General features: G+C 69.3%; 17 protein-coding genes. 13 read left to right on the top strand and 4 right to left on the bottom strand.

The genetic code is table 11. From position 1 onward, the window contains the following. Positions 1–138: 138 nt before the first annotated feature. From BMW54_RS12245 to BMW54_RS12270, 6 genes are read left to right on the top strand one after another with little or no spacing between them, the layout of a single operon-like run. Positions 139–1,131 carry an AAA family ATPase gene (locus BMW54_RS12245; RefSeq protein WP_090056325.1) on the top strand — a complete coding sequence of 331 codons (993 nt, stop codon included), beginning with the start codon at positions 139–141 and terminating at the stop codon, positions 1,129–1,131. Continuing rightward, positions 1,128–2,045, top strand: coding sequence for a DUF58 domain-containing protein (locus BMW54_RS12250; RefSeq protein WP_090056327.1), 918 nt, complete (start codon positions 1,128–1,130; stop codon positions 2,043–2,045). Before BMW54_RS12245 ends, BMW54_RS12250 begins: the two co-directional genes overlap by 4 nt. Continuing rightward, positions 2,045–2,560 (top strand): DUF4381 domain-containing protein, encoded by a 516-nt coding sequence (locus BMW54_RS12255; RefSeq protein ID WP_090056329.1) that lies wholly within the window; start codon positions 2,045–2,047, stop codon positions 2,558–2,560. Before BMW54_RS12250 ends, BMW54_RS12255 begins: the two co-directional genes overlap by 1 nt. Further along, positions 2,547–3,533 carry a VWA domain-containing protein gene (locus BMW54_RS12260; RefSeq protein WP_090056331.1) on the top strand — a complete coding sequence of 329 codons (987 nt, stop codon included), beginning with the start codon at positions 2,547–2,549 and terminating at the stop codon, positions 3,531–3,533. Before BMW54_RS12255 ends, BMW54_RS12260 begins: the two co-directional genes overlap by 14 nt. Continuing rightward, positions 3,530–5,449 (top strand): tetratricopeptide repeat protein, encoded by a 1,920-nt coding sequence (locus BMW54_RS12265; protein ID WP_090056334.1) that lies wholly within the window; start codon positions 3,530–3,532, stop codon positions 5,447–5,449. The genes BMW54_RS12260 and BMW54_RS12265 overlap by 4 nt, the downstream gene beginning before the upstream one ends. Continuing rightward, positions 5,446–7,140 carry a BatD family protein gene (locus BMW54_RS12270; protein ID WP_090056335.1) on the top strand — a complete coding sequence of 565 codons (1,695 nt, stop codon included), beginning with the start codon at positions 5,446–5,448 and terminating at the stop codon, positions 7,138–7,140. The genes BMW54_RS12265 and BMW54_RS12270 overlap by 4 nt, the downstream gene beginning before the upstream one ends. A 472-nt stretch (positions 7,141–7,612) precedes the next feature. On the opposite strand, the gene BMW54_RS12275 is transcribed toward BMW54_RS12270, so the two are convergent. Beyond that, positions 7,613–8,122, bottom strand: a complete 510-nt coding sequence (locus tag BMW54_RS12275; RefSeq protein ID WP_090056338.1) for an O-acetyl-ADP-ribose deacetylase — start codon at positions 8,120–8,122, stop codon at positions 7,613–7,615. Between the two features lie 76 nt (positions 8,123–8,198). Here BMW54_RS12275 and BMW54_RS12280 point away from each other — a divergent pair, with 76 nt between their 5' ends. The 3 genes from BMW54_RS12280 (at position 8,199) to BMW54_RS12290 (ending at position 13,025) form a co-directional block, all read left to right on the top strand. Beyond that, positions 8,199–8,660 (top strand): MarR family winged helix-turn-helix transcriptional regulator, encoded by a 462-nt coding sequence (locus BMW54_RS12280; protein ID WP_090056339.1) that lies wholly within the window; start codon positions 8,199–8,201, stop codon positions 8,658–8,660. 120 nt (positions 8,661–8,780) lie between these two features. After that, positions 8,781–9,914, top strand: coding sequence for an efflux RND transporter periplasmic adaptor subunit (locus tag BMW54_RS12285; RefSeq protein WP_090056342.1), 1,134 nt, complete (start codon positions 8,781–8,783; stop codon positions 9,912–9,914). Between the two features lie 12 nt (positions 9,915–9,926). Then, positions 9,927–13,025: an efflux RND transporter permease subunit gene (locus BMW54_RS12290; protein WP_090056347.1), complete on the top strand. Its 3,099-nt coding sequence runs from the start codon at positions 9,927–9,929 to the stop codon at positions 13,023–13,025. 45 nt (positions 13,026–13,070) lie between these two features. On the opposite strand, the gene BMW54_RS12295 is transcribed toward BMW54_RS12290, so the two are convergent. From BMW54_RS12295 to BMW54_RS12305, 3 genes are all read right to left on the bottom strand, one after another. Then, positions 13,071–14,513 carry a M20/M25/M40 family metallo-hydrolase gene (locus BMW54_RS12295; protein ID WP_090056349.1) on the bottom strand — a complete coding sequence of 481 codons (1,443 nt, stop codon included), beginning with the start codon at positions 14,511–14,513 and terminating at the stop codon, positions 13,071–13,073. Positions 14,514–14,675: 162 nt separating this feature from the next. Then, on the bottom strand, positions 14,676–15,080 hold the full coding sequence (gene mscL / locus BMW54_RS12300) for a large-conductance mechanosensitive channel protein MscL (protein WP_090056351.1): 405 nt from the start codon (positions 15,078–15,080) through the stop codon (positions 14,676–14,678). A gap of 71 nt (positions 15,081–15,151) precedes the next feature. Next, the gene (locus BMW54_RS12305) at positions 15,152–15,838 is read right to left on the bottom strand and encodes a fumarylacetoacetate hydrolase family protein (RefSeq protein WP_090056353.1); all 687 of its coding nucleotides are present in this window, start codon (positions 15,836–15,838) and stop codon (positions 15,152–15,154) included. A gap of 121 nt (positions 15,839–15,959) precedes the next feature. On the opposite strand from BMW54_RS12305, the gene BMW54_RS12310 reads away from it, so the two are divergent. Genes BMW54_RS12310 through BMW54_RS12325 form a run of 4 tightly spaced genes read left to right on the top strand, consistent with a single transcriptional unit; the run spans position 15,960 to position 20,444 of the window. After that, the gene (locus BMW54_RS12310; RefSeq protein WP_090056356.1) at positions 15,960–17,219 is read left to right on the top strand and encodes an efflux RND transporter periplasmic adaptor subunit; all 1,260 of its coding nucleotides are present in this window, start codon (positions 15,960–15,962) and stop codon (positions 17,217–17,219) included. Positions 17,220–17,237: 18 nt separating this feature from the next. Continuing rightward, positions 17,238–17,924 carry an ABC transporter ATP-binding protein gene (locus BMW54_RS12315; RefSeq protein ID WP_090056357.1) on the top strand — a complete coding sequence of 229 codons (687 nt, stop codon included), beginning with the start codon at positions 17,238–17,240 and terminating at the stop codon, positions 17,922–17,924. 17 nt (positions 17,925–17,941) lie between these two features. Next, positions 17,942–19,108, top strand: coding sequence for an ABC transporter permease (locus BMW54_RS12320; protein WP_090056360.1), 1,167 nt, complete (start codon positions 17,942–17,944; stop codon positions 19,106–19,108). 13 nt (positions 19,109–19,121) lie between these two features. Next, positions 19,122–20,444 (top strand): ABC transporter permease, encoded by a 1,323-nt coding sequence (locus BMW54_RS12325; protein ID WP_175472848.1) that lies wholly within the window; start codon positions 19,122–19,124, stop codon positions 20,442–20,444. Positions 20,445–20,580 lie beyond the last annotated feature (136 nt).

The raw sequence follows: 20,580 nt of genomic DNA on the forward strand, positions 1-20,580 counted from the left end.
GACGACGAGAAGGGCGGCCTCCGGGCCGCCCTTCTCGTTTCCGGGTGGCCCGGCACGCCACTCCTGACCTCCGGCCCTAAACTTCCGCCGGTTCCTGTGGTCTGATCGGACCTTCAGACTCTTGCGGAAGTGCCACCGATGTCCGACCTGCCGATCGCCCCCGCGCCTCTCCAGGAGGCCTTCGTCCGTCTGCGGGACGACCTGACGCGAGGCATCATCGGCCAGCCCCATCTGGTCGAGTGCCTGCTGATCGCCCTGCTGGCCGACGGGCACCTGCTCGTGGAAGGCGCACCGGGGCTGGCCAAGACCACGGCCATCAAGGCGCTCGCCACGCGCGTCGAGGCCGATTTCCACCGCATCCAGTTCACGCCCGACCTGCTCCCCGCGGACCTGACCGGCACGGACATCTTCCGTCCGCAAACCGGCAGCTTCGAATTCGAGCGGGGCCCGTTGTTCCACAACATCGTGCTGGCCGACGAGATCAATCGCGCCCCGGCCAAGGTGCAGTCGGCCTTGCTCGAGGCCATGGCCGAGCGGCAGATCACGATCGGGCGGCGAACCTGGCCGCTGCCGGATCTCTTCATGGTGATGGCCACCCAGAACCCGATCGAGCAGGAGGGCACGTTCGCGCTGCCCGAGGCGCAGCTCGACCGCTTCCTCATGCACGTCACCATCGGCTACCCCGATGCCGACGCGGAGCTGTCGATCCTGCGACTGGCCCGGAACCAGGCTCGCGAGGCCCTCCACCCCACACCGCCGCCGCGCCACATGCTGACGCCGCAGGATGTCTTCGCCGCCCGCGACGCCGTGCTGGCGGTGCACATGGCGGAGCCGCTCGAGCGCTACATCACGCAACTCGTCGTCGCCACGCGCGAGGCGGGCAAGTACGGCGCGGAGCTCGCCCGCTGGATCGCCTGGGGCGCCAGCCCGCGCGCCACGATCGCACTCGATCGCTGCGCCCGCGCGCACGCGTGGCTCGCGCGCCGCGATTACGTCCTGCCGGAAGACATCCATGCCATCGCGCACGAAGTGCTGCGCCACCGCGTGCTCCCGAGCTACGAGGCGGAGGCCGAGGGCGTGCGCATCGACGCGGTGATCGACCGCCTGCTGGACCTCGTGCCGCTGCCGTGAACGCCGTCGCCCCCGTTGCCGATGGGCGCGTCCGCGTGTCGCTGCCCGACCTCATCGCGTTGCGTTCGCGCGTCGCGCGCGCACCGGCACCGCCGGTCGTCTCGCGCGCGCAGCGTGCCGGTCAGCGCCCCGGCCGTCTGCACGGGCGCGGCATGGACTACGCGGAATCGCGCGTCTACCAGGCCGGCGACGACGTCCGTCGCATGGACTGGCGCCTCACCGCCCGCAGTGGCGTGGCGCATACGAAGCTGTTCCAGGAGGAACGCGAAGGCCGCCTGCTGATCCTGCTCGATACCAATGCGAGCATGCGCTTCGGCACGCGTACGCGGTTCAAATCGGTGCAGGCCGCGCGCGCCGCGGCCATGGCCGCGTGGTACGCCGTGCGCGGCGCCGATCGCGTGGGCGTGCTCGCCTTCGGTGGACAGCGCCAGCTGTTGCGTCCGCAAGGCGGTGCGCGCGGCGCGCTCGCGGTCGCGGGTGCCATCGCCGCGTGGGACGCGTTGCCTCCGGGTGACGATGAAACGCTGTCCGCCGCCCTCCAGCGCGCCGGCCGGCTGATGCATGGCGCCTCCCGCGTCCTCATCGTGAGCGATGGCTTCGCCGTCGACGACGCCGCGCGCGGCCGCATGCTCGGCCTCGTCGCCAAGGCCGAGGTCGCGGTACTCAACGTCGCCGACCCGCTCGAGCTTGCGCAGCCGCCGGCCGGCCGCTATCCCTTCGCGCATCGCGGCGTGCACTACGACGTCGTGTTGCAGGGCGAACGACAGCGCGAGGATTTCGCGCGGAGCCTTGGCGAAGGCCATCGTCGCCTGACCGCGCTCTGCACGGGGCTCGGTCTGCGCGAACGCACGCTCGACACCAGTGCCGATCCGCTCGACGCGATCGTCGCCCTGCTGGGCGCGAGGACGCGCTGATGCCCACGAACGGTCCCGAACTGCGCGACATCCATGTCCCGCACATCTCGCCGTGGTGGCCGCTGGCGCCTGGCTGGTGGATCCTGCTCTGCCTGCTCGCGGTCGCCTGCGTCGTCGTCGTCCTGTGGCTGCGTCGCCGGCGTGCATGGAAGCGGCACGTCGACGCGGCACTCGCCGGACTGCGCGACGCGCGCGCACGCTACGCGACCGATGGCGATGCCGGCGCGTTCGCGGCAAGCGCGAGCGAACTCGTGCGGCGCATCGCGCGTACGCGCGACGCGCACAGCGTGACGCTCAGCGGCGACGCATGGCGCGCCGCGCTCTCGACGATGGCGCCGAAGCACGACATCGCCGCGGTGTCCGCTCTCGACACGGCGAAGTACCGGCGCGACGTCGACATCGACGTCGACGCGACGGCGCGCGTCGTCGAGGCCTGGGCGCGCGCCGCGATGCGCAGGCCGTCGCCGTCATGGCGTCATGTCGCCAACGGGAGGCGCACGCATGTCGCTTCCTGAATTCGCGTGGCCGTGGATGTTCCTCGCCCTGCCGCTGCCGTGGCTGCTCCGTCATGTGCTCCGTCCGGTAAAGCCGGCGCAGGCCCTAAACCTCCCGCAGCCCGGCATCGCGCTCGTCCAGGCGTCGCTGGCGCGCGCACCGTTCGCCGCGACGCTGCTCCTCGCGCTCGCGTGGCTCTGCCTCGTCGTGGCCGCGGCGCGTCCGCAGCACCTTGGTCCACCCGAGCCGCAGCGCCGCAGCGGCCGCGCCACCATGCTCGCCGTCGACCTCTCGGGCAGCATGTCGCTCGACGACATGCAGCTCGCCGGCAGGCAGGTCACGCGCTTCGCCGCCGTGGAAGCGATCGCGGGCGACTTCATCGACCGGCGCGCCGGCGACGAACTCGGCCTCATCCTGTTCGGTTCGCAGGCCTACCTCGTCACGCCGCTGACGTACGACCTGGACGCCGTGCGAGCGCAGCTGCATGGCGCGGTCGTCGGACTGCCGGGTCGCGAAACCGCGATCGGCGACGCGCTCGCCGTCGCGGTGAAGCGCCTCGCGGAAATGCCGGAACAGGCGCGCGTCGTCGTGCTCCTCACCGATGGCGTGAACAACGCCGGTTCGATCGCGCCGCGCGAGGCGGCTCGCGCCGCGAAGGCCGCGGGCGTGCGCGTCTACACGATCGGCATCGGCGCGAACGCGATGCGCGTTCCCGATTTCTTCGGCAGCCGCGTGGTCAATCCGTCCGCGGATCTGGACGTCGGCATGCTCACAGACATCGCCAACCAGACCGGCGGGCGTTTCTTCCGCGCGACCGATACGGACCAGCTCGCGCAGGCCTACCGCGCGATCGACGCGCTCGAGCCTGTTCCGCAGGAGGGCGCCTCGCTGCGTCCCCGCTACGAGCTGTTCCGCTGGCCGCTGATCGTCGCGCTGATCCTGTTCGGCCTCGCCGCGCTGCCGCGCTACGTCGGCGGGAGGGCCCACGCATGAGCGCCTGGTTCGGCTCGTTCCATTTCATCGAGCCTCGTTGGCTGTGGCTCCTCGTGGCGGTCCCCGCGATCGCCTGGTTCATCGGCCGGCGGCCCGCGAGTCAGCGCGTGCTCGCCCGCCTCGCCGATCCCGAGCTGCTACCGCACCTGCTCGACGGCAAGGCGTCCACGTCGCGGGCGCCCGTCGCCGCGTTCGCCACGGCCGCGGTGCTCGCCATCCTCGCGCTCGCGGGCCCGGCGTGGGATCGCCAGTCGCAGCCGCTCTTCGCCGAGCGGGCGGCACAGGTGGTCGTCGTGTCGATGTCGCCGGACATGTCGTCGCACGACATCGTTCCCGACCGTCTGAGCCGCGCGCGTTACAAGGTGCGCGAGCTCTACGCGGCGAACCGCGACGGCATGAACGCGCTGATCGCCTATACGGGCGAGGCGTTCACGGTGGCGCCGCTGACCACCGACGCCCACAGCGTCGACGATCTGCTGACGGCGCTCGCGCCCGACACCATGCCGGTGGACGGCGACGACCCGGGCAAGGCGATCGACCAGGCGGCCGACCTGATCCGTCGCGCCGACCTGCGCGGTGGTTCGATCGTGCTCGTGACCGACCGTGCCGATGACGCGGCCGTCGCCGCCGCGCGCCGCGCGCGTGCCGCTGGCGATCGCGTGTCGGTACTGGGCGTGGGCACGACGCGCGGCGGCCCGATTCCGGCCGACGACGGCGGTTTCCTCAAGGACGCCCGCGGCGACGTCGTCATGGCCGGACGCGACGACGTGTCGCTCGCGGCCGTCGCCAGCGCCGGCGGCGGCCGGTTCGTGCCCATCGCCGACGGTGGGTCCGACGTCGCGGCGCTCGCCGGCGAGCTGACCAACGAGGGCGACGGCAAGGCGGTCGAGGGCGCGGCATCCGGCCAGTGGCAGGATCGCGGACCGTGGCTGTTGCTGCCGTTGCTCCCGATCGTCGCGCTCGCGTTTCGCCGCGGCTGGCTGCTCGTGCTGGCGCTTGCCTTCGTTCCCCTGTCGCCGGCCCGCGCGGACGGCATCGCCGATCTGTTCCGCACACGCGACCAGCAGGCCGCGCGCGCCTTGGCTGACGGCGATGCGAAACGCGCGCAGTCGCTGGCGCAGGGCGAGGCAATGCGTGGCGCCGCCGCGTATCGCGCGGGGGATTATCCGGCGGCGGAGGCCGCGCTCGCGCACGGTCAGGGCACCGACGCGCAGTACAACCTCGGCAACGCGCTGGCGAAGCAGCAGCGGTACGAGGAGGCGATCGCGGCCTACGATCGCGCGCTGAAGGCCGATCCGTCGAACGCCGACGCGGCGGCGAACCGCAAGGCCGTCGAAGATTTCCTCGCGAAGCAGAAGCAACAACAGAAAGACTCGAAGGACAAGGACAAGCAGGGCGGCAAGGGCCAGAACGACAAGGATCGGCAACCGCCGTCCGGCGGCCAGCAGAAGGATCAGCAGCAGGGCCAGCAGGACGGCAAGGACGGCCAGAACGGTCAGAGTGGGCAGCAGTCTGGCGCCGACGGAAAGGACGACGCCGGCGATACGCAGGGTGCGAAGGACAAGGCGGGCGAGGGCGAAGGCGGCGATCGCGGCAAGGACGGCGGCAAGGGGCAGGCGCCCCAGGGCGACGCCGCGACGAAGTCGCAGGCCGAGCAGGCGCAGGCGAAACAGGCGCAGGACGCCCTCAAGCGGCAGATGGACGCGAAGCTGGCGGCGCAGGGCGAGGGCAAGGATGGAAAGAAAGGCGAGGAAGATCACGACCTCGGTGCGGTCTCCGCGAAGGACGCCGCGTCGAAGCTGCCGCCGGACGTGCAGCGCGCGCTCATGCGCGTGCCCGACGATCCGGGTGGCCTGTTGAGGAGGAAGTTCATGCTCGAGTACCAACGCCGTCACGGCGCGGAGCCGGAAGAATGAAGCGACGTGCGCGACTGCTCGCCTTCGTGCTCTGCTGCATTCCCTTCATGGCGATGGCCCAGGGAGCGGCGCCGGTCGCCACGCTCGACCGCAGCAAGGTCGGGCTTGGCGAGACCGTCACGCTCAACATCGAGGTGGCGGACGAGGCGGACGGTTCGCCCGATCTGTCGCCGTTGATGTCCGACTTCGTCGTGCTGGGCACGTCGACCAATCACACCTTGAGCATCGTCAACGGCAAACGCGAGGCGCGAACCATCCTCGGGATCGCCCTGCGCCCGCGTCGCGAAGGGCACCTCACGGTGCCCGCGCTGGCCATTGGCGGGCAGTCGACGCAGCCGGTGTCGGTCGATGTCGCGGCGTCGACCGACACCGGCGCGGCAACGGCCGAGGGCCGACCCGTCGCGCTCGAAGGCAAGGCCGATCCCTCTACCGCGTATGTGGGCCAGCAGATCGATTACACGCTGCGACTTTATTTCGCCGTCAATCTCGCCGACGGCCAGCTTGGCGATCCCTCGGCGGAAGGCGCCGAGGTGCGGCGCATCGGGCAGGACGCCAATTACCAGACCATGCGCGGCGGTCGCCGCTTCAACGTCGTCGAGCGGCACTACGCGATCTTCCCGCAGCACGCGGGTACGCTGGACATCCAGCCGCCCACGTTCCAGGGCACCGCGGTCGACCCGACCGATGCCACCTCGTTCTTCGGCGCGGGCGAACCGGTGAACGCCGTCGCCGAGCGCGTGCGCGTCGACGTGCGCGCGCGCCCCGATGGCGCCGCCGGCGGCGCATGGATTCCCGCTCGCGAGCTGAAGCTCACCCTCGAAGGCATCCCCGCGGACGGCAAGGCGCGCGTGGGGCAGCCGGTGACGCTGACCATGCGGCTCGACGCGACGGGCATGCCGTTCGAGGCGTTGCCGGCGCTCTCGCTGCCGAAGCTCGACGGTGCGGACGTCTATCCGGACAAGGCCGTGACGGGTGGCGGAAGCAGTAGCGCCTGGGTGACCGGTCGCCGCCAGCAGGGTTTCGCCGTCGTGCCAACGCGCCCCGGCACGCTGCACATTCCCGCCACCACGCTGCACTGGTGGAACGTGGTCACCGACAAGCCCGAAGTGGCGACGGTGCCCGCGCACGACATCGAGGTGACCGCCGCGGGCGCGACGCAGGCGTCCGTGCCGGCGTCCCCGACGGCGGGCGGCGCGGCCGCGCCGGCAGCGGCGGGCACGTCCGCTCCCGCTCCTGCCGTGGGGACAGGCGGTGGCTCGACGTGGCGCTGGCTGTTCGTCGCCGTCCTCTCGCTCTGGCTCGCGACGCTGGTCGCGTGGTTCGTGCTGGCGCGCCGGCACGGTGGACGAGGCGTCGCCGTCGAACCGCGGCCGAAGCCCGAGATCGTTCGCGAAAAGCCCGCGCATGAGCAATTCCTCAAGGTCGCCGCCGGCGGTGGCCTGGCCGAGGCGGAACATGCGTTGCTGCGCTGGGCCCGTATCGTGCGTCCTTCCATCCATTCGCTCGGCGCGCTTTCCGCGGCCCTGCGCGAGGGGCCGCAGCGCGAGGCGATCGCGATGCTGCAGCGTGCCCGTTTCGCGGATGGCGAGGCGTCCGGCCCGAAGCTGCGGGAGGCGTTCGCGAAGGGCTTCGATTGGGCGCCCTCGGCAGCGAAGAGCGACGAGGCCCTGCCGCCGCTCTATCCCCGTTGATACGCGCCACCTGCGGGTTGCCGTGGGAGCGGACCTGGCCGCGACAGCTTCTCGCGCCAGTCCGAAAGCTGGCGCGCCAGCTCCGAGGCTGCGTCGAACGGCGATCGCGCCCAGGTGCGCTCCAACGGCGTTTTGCCGTGGGAGCGGACCTGGCCGCGACAGCTTCTTGCGCCAGTCCGAAAGCTGGCGCGCCAGCTCCGAGGCTGCGTCGAACGGCGATCGCGCCCAGGTGCGCTCCGACGGCGTTTTGCCGTGGGAGCGGACCTGGCCGCGACAGCTTCTCGCGCCAGTCCTGAAGCTGGCGCGCCAGCCCCGGGGCTACGGCGATCGCGCCCAGGTGCGCTCGAACGGCGTTTTGCCGTGGGAGCGGACCTGGCCGCGACAGCTTCTCGCGCCAGTCCGAAAGCTGGCGCGCCAGCTCCAGGTTCACGGCCAAAAGCCATCGCGCCCAGGTGCGCTCCTACGGCGTATCTCAGCCTAGCGCCGACGCGTAGACCCGCGTCATCGCCGCGCTGAACGTACAGAACACCACGTTTCCGGGCCTCCACGGCGCGTCCCGGATCATCCGGACGGCGATGGCGGCGGCCGCGTCCGCCGGATACCCATAGACCCCCGCGCTGATCGCCGGGAACGCGATCGACGCGACGCCATGCTCCCGTGCCAGCCGGAGGGACTCGCGGTAACACGCCTCCAGGAGGGCCGGCTCGCCCCGCTGGCCACCGTGCCACACGGGCCCGACGGTATGGATGACGAAGCGCGCCGGCAGCGCGAAACCCCCGGTGATCCGGGCCTCGCCAGTGGGGCAGCGTACCCCGGGCCGCGCCTCCGGCAGCGCGCGGCAGGCCGCCAGCAGGCCGGGGCCGGCGGCGCGATGGATGGCCCCGTCCACGCCCCCGCCGCCCAGCAGGGATTCGTTGGCGGCGTTGACGATCGCATCCACGGGCAGGGTGGTGATGTCGCCTTCGAAAACATGGTGGTTCATGGCAGAGTGTCCTTGTGACGAGCAGGCGCCATTTGGCTACGATGCGAGTGACAGTCCACCCCTGCAGCCCAAGGTTATGGCCGACCAGCTCAAAGTAGAAGACATCTCCTTCGCCTACCTGATCAACGACGTGACCTTGCTCTTCCGCAAGCACTTCGACCGGCGGGCGGTGCGGTTCGGGCTGACGCGCGCGCAGTGGCGCGCCCTGAAGGCGCTGCATCGGCGCCCGGGCATGCGCCAGAACGAGCTGGCCGAGCAGCTCGACATGGAGCCGATCGCCGTGGGCCGCGTCATCGATCGCCTGCAGGCGGCCGGTTTCGTCGAGCGTCGCGCCGATCCCAAGGATCGCCGCGCCTGGCGCCTGCACGACACCGACCAGGCACGGGGTGTCATCGACGACATGGAAGATATCGCCCGCGGCCTGCGCCGGGATGCCACCCAGGGAATCTCGACGGACGACCTGCAGACGATGCTGGCCGTGCTGGACCGCATGAAGGAAAACCTGCAGGGCCTCGACGGCCCGTCCGACGACGCCTGACCGGCGGGTCAACCGATCCAGGGGCCGATGCGTTAGTTTTTACGTTTCACCCGTCCCAGAACCCACGCCCGTGTTCCCCAGCGCGGCGACCGGATCCCGATGGAACCGGCCGGAGACCCCATGCAGCGATCCCCAGGGAAGAAACTCGTCCTCATCGTCGGCCTCGTCGCGGTCGTCGCCATCGGCTTCGGCGTCTGGCGGCACGATCCGGATGCGAAGGGCGCCGACCAGCCGGCGAAGAAGGCGACTGCGGGCGTGCCGGTCACGACGGCGGTCGCCACCCGCGGTGAGATCGATCTGTCGCTGAAGGTGATCGGGCGGGCGGAGGCCTATTCGACGGTCAACGTGCGCTCGCGCGTCAACGGCCAGCTGGAATCGCTCGCTTTCACGCCCGGCGAGCACGTGAAGAAGGGCGATCTGCTCGCGCGCGTCGACCAGCGCCCGCTCAAGGCGGCCTACGACGAGGCCCAGGGCAACGTGGCCCGCGACCAGGCACAGCTGGTCAAGGCCGAGGCGGATCTGGAGCGTTACCAGAACATGCTCGGCAAGGGCTTCGTCAGCCGTGCCGATTACGATCTCTACAAGGCGAACCTCGGCGTCGCGCGCGCGGCGCTCGAAAGCGATCGCGCGGCGGCGCGTGCGGCGCAGACGCAGCTGGAGTTCACCACGATCGTGGCCCCGTTCGACGGCGTGACCGGCGCGCCTCTCGCATATCCCGGCGCCACGCTCACCGCCGATACCACCGACATCGTCGTGCTCAACCAGATCGACCCGATGCGCGTGGCGTTCTCCATTCCCGAAGACAGCCTCGCCGCCGTGCGCAACAGCCTGCGCCGCGGCACGCTGCCGGTGCAGGCGAAGATTCCGGGCGACGACGGCCAGCCGTTGCAGGGCGAACTCGAATTCATCGACAACGCGGTCGACGCGACCACCGGCACCATCGTACTCAAGGGGCGCTTCGCGAACGCCGACGGCCGCCTCACGGCGGGGCAGTTCGCGGAAGTCACGCTGCCGACCACGCGGCTCACGGACGCGATCAGCATTCCGGTCGTGGCGTTGCAGAGCTCCACCGCCGGCACGTTCGTCTTCGTCGTGAAGCCGGACGACACGGTGGAGCAGCGCAGCATTTCCACCGGAGCGACGACTGCCGATCGCGTGGTGGTCGACAAGGGCCTGAATGCCGGCGAGCGCGTGGTCACGGAAGGCCAGATGCTGCTGGTGGACGGCGCCCGCGTGCGCGTCGACAAGGGCTGAGGGCCACACCAGGTGAACCTGCCGGAACTCTGCATCCGCCGCCCGGTGATGACCACGCTGCTGATGGCGGCGCTGGTGATCTTCGGCATCGCCGCGTACCCGAGACTTCCCGTCAACGAGCTTCCCAACGTCGACTTCCCCACCATCAACATCAGCGCGAGCCTGCCCGGCGCCTCGCCGGAGACGATGGCCTCGTCCGTCGCGACGCCGCTCGAGGCGCAGCTGTCGACGGTGGCCGGTATCGATTCGATGACGTCGTCCAGTTCACTGGGTTCGACGACCATCACCGTCACGTTCGCACTCGACCGCAGCATCGACGGCGCGGCGCAGGACGTGCAGGCCGCGATTTCCGCCGCGCAGCGCCAGCTGCCGCAGGACATGCCGACGCCGCCGACGTACCGCAAGGTGAACCCGGCCGACGCGCCGATCCTCTTCCTCACCATGCAGTCGTCGACGCTGCCTCTCTCGACGGTGGACGACTACGCCGAGACGGAACTGGCGCAGCGCCTGTCGATGGTCGACGGCGTGGCGCAGGTGAACGTCTACGGCTCGCAGAAATACGCCGTGCGCATCGCCGTCGATCCGGACCGCCTCGCCGCGACCGGCATCGGCGTGGACCAGATGCGTGAAGCGATCGCGGCGGCGAACGTCAACAAGGCCACCGGCTCGCTCAACGGGCAACGCCAGCTGCTGTCGATCCGTTCGGATGGCCAGTTGATGCGCGCCGCCGATTACGGCCAGGTGGTGGTGGCCTATCGCAACGGGGCGCCGGTGCGGCTGTCCGACATCGCCGTGCCGCGCGACAGCGTGCAGGACGACCAGAAGGCCAGCTGGTTCAACGGCCACCGCTCGATCACGCTCGCGATCCAGCGTCAGCCCGGCGCCAACACCGTGGAGACGGTGGACAAGATCTTCGCGCTCTTGCCCGCGTTCCAGGAGACGTTGCCGCCGTCGGTGAAACTCAACGTGATGTACGACCGTTCGGTATCGATCCGCGACTCCGTGCACGACGTGCAGTTCACCCTGGTGCTCGCCGGCATCCTCGTTGTGCTCGTGATCTATCTGTTCCTCGGCAACGCGTCGGCGACGCTCATACCCGCCGTGGCGCTGCCCATCTCGGTGCTCGGCACGTTCGGCGCGATGTTCGCGCTCGGCTACAGCCTCGACAATCTCTCGCTGCTGGCGTTGACGCTCGCCGTCGGTTTCGTCGTCGACGACGCCATCGTGATGCTCGAGAACATCATGCGCCACATCGAGCTCGGCGAAGAGCCCTTCGACGCCGCGGTGAAAGGCGCGAACGAGATCGGCTTCACCATCTTCTCCATGACGCTGTCGCTCGTCGCGGTGTTCATCCCCGTGATGTTCATGGGCGGCATCGTCGGTCGGCTGTTCCACGAGTTCGCCGTCGTCATCAGCGTGTCGATCCTCATCTCGGGCTTCGTCTCCATCACGCTCACGCCCATGTTGTGCAGCCGCTTCGTCAAGGCGCACGACCACGACAAGCGAAGCTTCATCGTCGTCGGCTTCGATCGCGGGTTCGCCGCGGTGACCGCCGGTTACACGCGCACGCTGGCCTGGTGCATGCGGCATCCGCGCACGGTGCTGCTCGGCTTCGCGCTGAGTCTCGTCGCCACGGGCCTGCTCTTCGTCGTCACCCCGAAGGACTTCATCCCGGCCGGCGACAGCGGCCAGCTTCGCGTCACCTCCGAAGGACCGACCGACATCTCGTTCGCCGCCATGTCCGCACGCCAGCAGGCGCTCGCGGACATCGCCATGAAGGATCCGAACATCGCGGCGGTCATGTCGAGCGTCGGCGCGGGTGGTCCGCGCTCCACCGTGAATTCGGGCTCGCTCCTGCTGCGCCTGAAGGACAGCGACGCGCGAGGTGGCACGACCCCCGACGAGATCATCCAGGGCCTGCGGCGCCAGTTCGCCGAGGTGCCCGGCATCCGCACGTACATCCAGAATCCACCCGCCATCCAGGTCGGAGGGCGGCAGTCGAAGGCCCAGTACCAGTACACGGTGCAGTCCACCGACCTGCATGCGCTGTACGACTGGTCGGGCAAGCTCGTCGCCGCGTTCCAGAAACTGCCGGGCTTCCAGGACGTCACGACGGACCTCGATCTGAACAGCCCGTCGATGGTCGTCAGCGTCAACCGCGACAAGCTCGCGCCGCTGGGCCTGACGATGGATCAGGTGCAGACCGCGCTCGGCACGGCGTTCGGCGAGAACCAGATCTCCACGATCTACGGCTCGGCCACGCAGTACTGGGTGATCCTGCAGGTGGAGCGCCGGATGCAGGACGATCCCGCCGTGCTGTCGCGGCTCTACGTCACGTCGGACAGCGGCAAGCTCATTCCCCTGAATACCGTGGCGCGTTTCGAGCGCAAGCCCCAGGTGCTCACGGTGAACCACCAGGGCCAGCTGCCGGCCGTGACGGTGTCGTTCAATCTCGCGCCGGGAGTGTCCTTGAGCGACGCGGTGGCGAGCATCGACCGCGCGACGACGGAGATGAAGCTGCCCGCCACGCTGAGCGGCAGCGTGCAGGGCACGGCGCAGGCGTTCCAGGATTCGGTCAAGGGCATGGGACTGCTGCTCCTGCTCGCGGTGTTCGTGATCTACCTCGTGCTGGGCATCCTGTACGAGAGCTTCATCCATCCGCTCACGATCCTCTCGGGCCTGCCGGCCGCGGCGGTCGGTGCGCTGCTGACGCTGGTGATCTTCAACGCGTCGCTCGACCTGTTCGCCTTCGTCGGCATCATCATGCTGGTGGGCATCGTGAAGAAGAACGCGATCATGATGATCGACTTCGCGCTGGAGCGTCAGCGCGACGCGGGGCTCGCGCCGCACGACGCGATCTTCGAGGCGTGCCGCGTGCGTTTCCGCCCGATCATGATGACGACCATGGCGGCGTTCGCGGGCACGTTGCCGATCGCGCTGGGCATCGGCGCGGGCGCGGAGACGCGCCGTCCGCTGGGCCTCGCCGTGGTGGGTGGCCTCGTCGTCTCGCAGATCCTGACGCTGTACCTGACGCCCGTGATCTACCTGTACATGAATCGCCTGCAGGACAGGCTGGCGCCCAGGAAGAAGCTCGATCCCGCGAGGGCCTGAGCCCTCGCGGGAGCCGATCGTATCGGCGACGATCCCCGGCGGGGATCAGTCGTGCGCCCCGTCCTTCGCGAACGCGCCCGGCGCCGAGCCGAAATCGCCATTGGCCTGCGCGGCCATGTACGCGAACGTCGCATAGACCGCCACGTTCTGCGCCAGCGCCTTCGGATCGATCTTGTCGAGCGTGTCGTTGGCGTTGTGGTGGTAGTCGAAGTAATCGGTACCGTCCTGCGTGAGCGACAGCGCGGCCATGCCCTTCGCGTGCATCTGCGAGAGGTCCGAGCCGCCACCGCCGGGCTTGTTCGGATCGTACGCGACGCCGATCGGCTCGATCACCTTCGCGATCTGCTCGATCGCGCCGCGCGCTTCCGGCTTCACGCTCGCGGTCATGCGCCAGATGCGGCCCGCGCCGAAGTCGGACTCGGTACCGAGCTGGAACTTCGAGACCTCCTTCGCGTGCGCTTCCGCATAGGCGCGGCCGCCCCACAGACCCATCTCCTCGTTCGCGAACGCGATCACGCGAATGGTGCGGTCGGGACGCTGCGGCATGTCCTTGATCAGCTTCGCGGCAGCCGCCGCGATCGCCACGCCGGCGCCGTCGTCGATGGCACCCGTGCCGAGGTCCCACGAGTCCAGGTGACCGCCGATGGCGACGACCTGGTCCGGATGCTTGCGGCCGGTCACTTCACCGATGACGTTCGCGCCTTCGTACGTGCCCGCGAAGCCCACATCGAGATCGAGCTTCAGCGTGACGGGCTTGCCTTGCTTCAGCACGCGTTCGAGCTGGTCGGCATCGGGCAGCGACAGCGCGGCCGCCGGGATGGCTGCCTTCGGATCCTGGAAGCCGGTGACGCCGGTATGCGGTGTGCGGCTGTGCGGATCGGTGCCGGCCGAGCGAAGCAGGAACGCCGCGGCGCCCATCTTCGCGGCGAGCACGGGGCCGCCGGTGCGCGTGGCGGAACCCTTGCCGTAATCGTGGCCGTCCTTCTGCTGCTGCATGTGCGTGCTGACGTAGACGATCTTGCCCTTCACGCTGGCCGGGTCGGCCTTCTTCAGTGCGTCGAGGTCGTCGAAGCCCACCACTTCCGCGGTGAGGCCGCCCGAGGGCGTGCCGGCCGAGTAGCCCAGCGCCGTGAGCAGGAGCGGCTGGGGATACGGCGAGACGATCGCGCCACGCTCGCTGCGGCGCTGCCAGAGCGGGTAGCTGACTTTCTCCGTGTAGACCTTGTCGAAGCCCATGGCCTTGAACTTCGCGACGGTCCAGGCGACGGCGCGCGCATCGGCTTCGCTGCCGGCCACGCGCGGGCCCACCTCGGTGGTGAGCCCCGACACGAATTCGTAGCCGGTGTTGTCGTTCATCGCGCGGTCGCGCAGTTCGGTCGCCGCGGCGACGGCCTTCTCGGGAATCGTGGTGGCCTTATCGGCGGCGTGGGCGGAGAAGGCGAGCGCGAGGCATGCGGCCAGCGCATGCAGGCGGAAGGTGTGACGCATCGAATGACCCCCGGGGACGGAAACGTCGATTATTGCGCCGGGGAACGCAGGGCAGATAGGCCGGAAGTCATGGGCCGGAATCGGCTTCCACCCCTCGGTAGAGACCTGGCTACCAAAGGGGTGGGAGCCGATCGTATCGGCGATCGTTCCTGCCGCGGGATATCAGATCTCGCGATTCTGCTGCTTCAGCAGATCGCGGATTTCCGTCAGCAGCGCGACGTCGGCCGGCGGGGCGGCGGGAGCCGCTTCCTCGCGACGCGTGAGACGGTTGATCGCCTTGACCACGACGAAGATCGCGAAGGCGATGATGATGAACTGGATGAGCACGTTGATGAAGATGCCGTACTGCACGGCGACTTCCTTGACCCCTTCGCTGGCGGGCCTCAGCACCCATTTCCAGTCCGAGAAATCGATGCCGCCGATCAGCCATCCGATCGGGGGCATGATGATGTTGTCGACGAGCGACGTGACGATCTTGCCGAACGCGGCACCGATCACCACACCGACCGCGAGGTCGATCACGTTACCGCGCAGTGCGAATTTCTTGAATTCCGCGACGAAACTCATCGGCCCTTCCTCCTCGTGGCATTGGCGTCGGTCGTCAAACCTAACGATCCGTATGTAGGCATACCGCGAAGTCAGCTCACGCGTCCCTCGAGCGTGACGACATCGCCCAGCGTGGCGACGAAGCGATCCCCGCGGTGGAGCGCGGCCACACCGGCTGGCGTGCCCGTGTAGACGATATCACCCGCCTTCAGTTCGAACAGCCGCGACAGCGCGCTGAGGATGTGCGGCACGTCGAGCACCATGTCCGCGAGCGTCGCAGACTGGCGGCGCTCGCCGTTGACCGTCAGGGCGATGGGCGTCGTCGCGTCCGGGATGTAATCCGTCGCGGGAACGATGGCCGAGACCGGCGCGGAGTGATCGAAGGCCTTGGCGACGTCCCACGGCGCGCCCTTGGCCTTGGCCTGCGCCTGCAGGTCGCGACGGGTCAGGTCGAGCCCGATGCCGTAGCCCCAGACGATGCGCGCGGCCTGTTCGACCGTGAGGTCGGTGCCGCCGCAGCCGAGCGCCACGACCATCTCCACTTCGTGATGCAGGTCGTTGGTGGCGGACGGGTAGGGCACGTCGGCGCCGTCGGTGACCAGCGCGTCGGCCGGCTTGGTGAAGAACATGGGATTCGCCGTGTCGACCGAGGCGCCCATTTCCTTCGCGTGATCGGCGTAGTTGCGGCCGATGCAGAAGACGCGGCGGACGGGGAACCGCTCGGTGCGGCCGACGACGGGGATGCTCGGCGGAGCCGGCGGGGGAATGACGGTATTCATGGCCCAAGCGTATCAGGTGACACCTGTCACGACAGATGACTGATACCGGAAAGTGGTGCACGGTCCGGACGCATCGCATGATCGTGCTGCGAGTCTGACCAGGGGCGAGGGCAAGGGGACGATGAATTCGAACGCCGAGCTGCTCAAGCAGCTCAAGATCGACAAGTCGCACAAGGAGGCGCACGGGGGCGGGGGTGGCCCGCGGGCGCGCACCGTGCTGATCGGCGCCCTCGCGGTGCTCGTCGTCCTCGCCATCGCCGGCGGCGCATGGGACTTCCTCGCCCGGCGGCCGGTGGAGGTGCGCACGGCGACCGCCGTCGCGCCGACCGCCGCCGGCGACGCCGGGGCGGTGCTCCAGGCCACGGGCTACGTGACCGCGCGGCGCCAGGCGACCGTGTCGGCCCAGATCACCGGTGCGCTGGTCGAGGTGCACATCGAGGAAGGCGACCGCGTCGCGAAAGGCCAGATCCTCGCCCGCCTCGAAGACAACGCCCTGCGCGCCAGCCTCGAGTCGGCGCGTGCGAACGCCGCGGCCGCGCACGCGAACGTCGTTCAATCGCAGGCGCAACTCGACCAGGCGCTGCGCGACGCCGATCGCCAGGAGACGCTGGTCGGGCGGGGGCTCGTGTCCCGCCAGTTCGCCGAGCAGACGCGCACGCAGGCCAACACGTTCCGCGCGCAACTCAACACGGCACGGCGCCAGGCCGACGCGGCCGACGCCCAGGTCGGCGTGGGGCAGGTCAACCTCGATTACACGGTGGTGCGCGCGCCCTTCGATGGCGTGATCACGGACAAGGCCGCCCAGGTCGGCGAGATCGTCTCGCCGCTCTCGGCCGGTGGCGGCTTCACGCGTACCGGCGTCGGCACGATCGTCGACATGGATTCGCTCGAGATCGACGTCGACGTCAACGAGGCCTATATCGGCCGCGTGCAGCCCGACATGCCGGCGGAAGCCGTGCTCGACGCGTACCCGGACTGGCGCATCCCCGCGCACGTCATCGCCATCGTGCCGGCGGCCGACCGCGGCAAGGCCACGGTGAAGGTGCGCGTGGCGCTGGAAACGAAGGACGGCCGGATCGTGCCCGACATGGGCGTGCGCGTGTCGTTCCTCGAACGCCGCGCGCCTGCGCAGGCCGCCTTGCCGAAGGGCGTGCTGGTGCCGGCCAACGCCGTCGTGCGTCGCGACGATCGCGACGTCGTCTTCGCCGTGGCCGATGGCAAGGCCGCCCGCCGCCAGGTGACGGCCGCGGCACAACCGAACGGCGATCTGCGCCTCGTCAGCGACGGCCTCGCGGCCGGCGACACCGTGATCGTCTCGCCCCCCGCCGACCTCGCCGACGGCGCCGCCGTCCGCGTCGCCACCTCACCGACCACGAACTGACCCCGCGGAGACTCACCGATGGCCACCCTGATCGACATCCAGGATCTTTCGAAGGTTTACGAACGCGGCCGGCAGAAGGTGGAGGTGCTGCACGGCGTCGATCTGAAGATCGAACAAGGCGACTTCCTCGCGCTGATGGGACCGTCCGGCTCGGGCAAGACGACGCTGCTCAACATGATCGGCGGCCTCGACACGCCCACGGGCGGCAGCATCACGGTGGGCGGCGACCGCATCGACCAGCTCGGGTCCGGCGCGCTGGCGAAGTGGCGTGCCGCGCACGTCGGCTTCGTTTTCCAGTTCTACAACCTCATGCCGATGCTTACCGCGCAGCGCAACGTCGAGCTTCCGCTCCTGCTGACGAAGTTGTCGGGGGCGCAGCGCCGGCAGAACGCGTCCATCGCGCTGCAACTCGTGGGCCTCGCCGATCGCGCGTCGCACAAGCCGTCCGAGCTGTCCGGCGGCCAGCAGCAGCGCGTCGCGATCGCCCGCGCGATCGTGTCCGATCCCACGCTGCTCGTCTGCGACGAGCCGACCGGCGACCTCGATCGCCAGTCGGCGGAAGACATCCTCGGCCTGCTGCGCGAACTCAACCGCGAGCACGGCAAGACGATCGTGATGGTGACGCACGATCCGAAGGCCGCCGAGTACGCCAACCACACGCTGCACCTCGACAAGGGATCCCTTGTCGAACAGGCCGTGAGCTGAGCGACGAGGATGCCGGCATGAAATACCTGCATCTCATCTGGGCCGCGCTGTTCCGTCGCAAGGCGCGCACGTTCTTCACCCTCATCTCGATCCTTGCCGCCTTCCTGCTCTTCGGCATGCTCGACGCCACGCGCGCCGCCTTCTCCTCGGGCGACAGCGTCATCGGCGTGGACCGCCTGCTGACGACGTCGAGGTATTCGATCATCCAGTCGCTGCCCGCGAGCCTCGGCACGCGCATCGCGGCCGTGCCCGGCGTGGCCGCGGTGGGATCGGCGAACTGGTTCGGCGGCATCTACCAGGATCCGAAGAACTTCGTGCTCAGCTTCGCCGTGAGCGACAACTTCCTCGACATCTACCACGAGATCGAACTGCCCGCCGACCAGCGCAAGGCGTTCGACGCGACGCGTACGGGCGCCGTCGTCGGCGAGCCGCTGGCGAAGCGTTTCGGCTGGAAGGTCGGCGACAAGATTCCCCTGCAGTCGACGATCTTCCCGCAGCGCAACGGCGACAAGACCTGGCCGTTCGACATCGTCGGCATCTACAAGGCGGCGCCCGGCGCGGCGAACGGCACCGATCAGCAGTTCTTCTTCCACCACAAGTATTTCCAGGAGGCCAACGCGTTCCAGGGCATCGGCACGACCGTCGGCTGGTACGTCGTGAAGCTCACCTCCGCCGACAGGGCGGACGCGGTGGCGAAGGCGATCGACGCCCTGTCCGCCAACTCGGACCACGAAACCAAGACGCAGACCGAGCAGGCCTTCAACGCCTCGTTCGCGAAGCAGCTCGGCGACATCGGCCTCATCGTGTCCGCGATCATGGGCGCCGTGTTCTTCACGCTGATCCTGCTCACGGGCAACACGATGGCGCAGGCCGTCCGTGAGCGGACCAACGAGCTGGCGGTGCTGAAGACCATCGGCTTCTCCAGTCGCAGCGTGCTGTGCATGGTGCTCGCCGAGGGCGTGCTCCTGCTGCTGCTCGGCGGCGTGCTGGGCCTCGTGCTCGCAGGCATCGTCGTGCCGATCGTCGCGAAGGGCAGCGGGGGCATGCTCAACCTGCCGCCGCTCGGCATGCAGACGTGGACGCTCGGCATCGTGCTGATGCTCGTCATCGGCGCGCTCGTCGGCCTGCTGCCCGCCATCCGTGCCATGCGACTTAACATCGTCGACGCGCTCGCCGGTCGTTGAGAGGACACTGACGATGAAATCACTGAAGAAGTTCGGCGCCGGCCTGCTCACGCTGCTGATCGTCGCGGTGTTCCTCGCGATCTGGATCGCGTTGCCCTGGCCCGGCATCGTGGCGCTCGCCGTCGTGCTGGCGCTGTGGATGGCGCTGACCCGCCGCGGTCGGCAGACGTGGGAGGTGACGAAGGTCGGACTCGCCACGGTGACCCAGCGGCTCGGCTCGTCGTCGGTCGTGGTCGTGGGCATCGCGGGCGTGGTCGGCGTGCTGGTCGCCATGCTCGCCATGAGCGAAGGCTTCGCCGAGACGTTGCGCTCGACCGGCAACGACCAGACGGCGATCGTGCTTCGCGGCGGCTCGCAGGCGGAACTCAATTCGATCCTCGATCGCGACAGCGCCAACGTCGTCGTCCAGGCGCCGGGCGTGAAGAAGGATGCTGAGGGCAAGCCCATCGCCTCGGGCGAACTGGTCGTGGTGGCCAACCTGCCGAAGAAGGGCGATCCGCAGAGCGACGCCAACGTGCCCATTCGCGGCGTGAGCGAAGACGTGTGGAACCTGCGCCAGCAGGTGAAGATCGTGGAAGGCCGCAAGTTCCAGCCGGGGCTGCGCGAACTGATCGTGGGCAAGGGTGCCCGCGCGCAGTTCGAGGGCCTCGACGTCGGCAAGAGCATCCGCCTCGCCGGACAGACCTGGACGGTGGTGGGCGTGTTCGATTCGGGCGACGCGCTCGAGTCGGAGCTCTGGGGCGACACGCAGAGCGTCGCGTCCGCCTACCGGCGCGGCAGCAGCGTGCAGTCCGTGACGGTGCTGCTCGATTCACCGAAGGCGTTCGACACGTTCAAGGCGGCCCTGGCCGGCGATCCGCGCCTGAAGGTCGACGTCAGCACGACGCGCGAGTACTTCGGCAAGCAATCGGAAGGCCTGACGAAGGTGCTGCGCGCGGTGGGCATCACCGTGGGCATCATCATGGCGATCGGCGCGGTCTTCGGTGCGCTCAACACGATGTTCGCGGCGATCCAGGCGCGTGCGCGCGAGATCGCGACGCTGCGCGCCATCGGCTTCCGCGGCCTTCCCGTGGTGGTGTCGATCATGCTGGAGACGATGTTGCTCGCGCTGCTCGGCGGATTGATAGGCGCAGGCATCGTCTGGGTGATCTTCAACGGCTACACCGCGTCGACGCTGGGTGCGAATTTCAGCCAGGTCGTCTTCCGCTTCCACGTGAGCGGCGACCTGCTCTGGACGGGCATCAAATGGGCGCTGGCCATCGGCTTCATCGGCGGGTTGTTTCCAGCGCTGCGTGCCGCGCGTCTGCCGGTGACGGCGGCGCTTCGCGAGCTCTGACCTCCTCGTCGCGGAAACGCTGGCACGAGGCGAGCGCCGCGATCGCGATGCCGAACAGCGTGCCGGCGCGGGCCAGCCACCAGCGCCGGCACCGCGGGCACCGAATGCACGATGGCCCGATCGTTCCCACGGTAAG

Origin of the sequence: Luteibacter sp. 329MFSha (assembly GCF_900111665.1) — a bacterium.
In the GTDB taxonomy this organism is placed as follows: Bacteria; Pseudomonadota; Gammaproteobacteria; order Xanthomonadales; family Rhodanobacteraceae; genus Luteibacter.

Excerpts from the sequence above, each read along its gene's own strand:
- BMW54_RS12310 (WP_090056356.1), top strand. The coding sequence starts at position 15,960 with ATGAATTCGAACGCCGAGCTGCTCAAGCAGCTCAAGATCGACAAGTCG.
- mscL (WP_090056351.1), bottom strand. The coding sequence starts at position 15,080 with ATGAGTTTCGTCGCGGAATTCAAGAAATTCGCACTGCGCGGTAACGTG.
- BMW54_RS12255 (WP_090056329.1), top strand. The coding sequence starts at position 2,045 with ATGCCCACGAACGGTCCCGAACTGCGCGACATCCATGTCCCGCACATC.
- BMW54_RS12295 (WP_090056349.1), bottom strand. The coding sequence starts at position 14,513 with ATGCGTCACACCTTCCGCCTGCATGCGCTGGCCGCATGCCTCGCGCTC.
- BMW54_RS12245 (WP_090056325.1), top strand. The coding sequence starts at position 139 with ATGTCCGACCTGCCGATCGCCCCCGCGCCTCTCCAGGAGGCCTTCGTC.
- BMW54_RS12315 (WP_090056357.1), top strand. The coding sequence starts at position 17,238 with ATGGCCACCCTGATCGACATCCAGGATCTTTCGAAGGTTTACGAACGC.
- BMW54_RS12320 (WP_090056360.1), top strand. The coding sequence starts at position 17,942 with ATGAAATACCTGCATCTCATCTGGGCCGCGCTGTTCCGTCGCAAGGCG.
- BMW54_RS12260 (WP_090056331.1), top strand. The coding sequence starts at position 2,547 with ATGTCGCTTCCTGAATTCGCGTGGCCGTGGATGTTCCTCGCCCTGCCG.
- BMW54_RS12270 (WP_090056335.1), top strand. The coding sequence starts at position 5,446 with ATGAAGCGACGTGCGCGACTGCTCGCCTTCGTGCTCTGCTGCATTCCC.
- BMW54_RS12280 (WP_090056339.1), top strand. The coding sequence starts at position 8,199 with ATGGCCGACCAGCTCAAAGTAGAAGACATCTCCTTCGCCTACCTGATC.
- BMW54_RS12275 (WP_090056338.1), bottom strand. The coding sequence starts at position 8,122 with ATGAACCACCATGTTTTCGAAGGCGACATCACCACCCTGCCCGTGGAT.
- BMW54_RS12325 (WP_175472848.1), top strand. The coding sequence starts at position 19,122 with ATGAAATCACTGAAGAAGTTCGGCGCCGGCCTGCTCACGCTGCTGATC.
- BMW54_RS12305 (WP_090056353.1), bottom strand. The coding sequence starts at position 15,838 with ATGAATACCGTCATTCCCCCGCCGGCTCCGCCGAGCATCCCCGTCGTC.
- BMW54_RS12285 (WP_090056342.1), top strand. The coding sequence starts at position 8,781 with ATGCAGCGATCCCCAGGGAAGAAACTCGTCCTCATCGTCGGCCTCGTC.
- BMW54_RS12265 (WP_090056334.1), top strand. The coding sequence starts at position 3,530 with ATGAGCGCCTGGTTCGGCTCGTTCCATTTCATCGAGCCTCGTTGGCTG.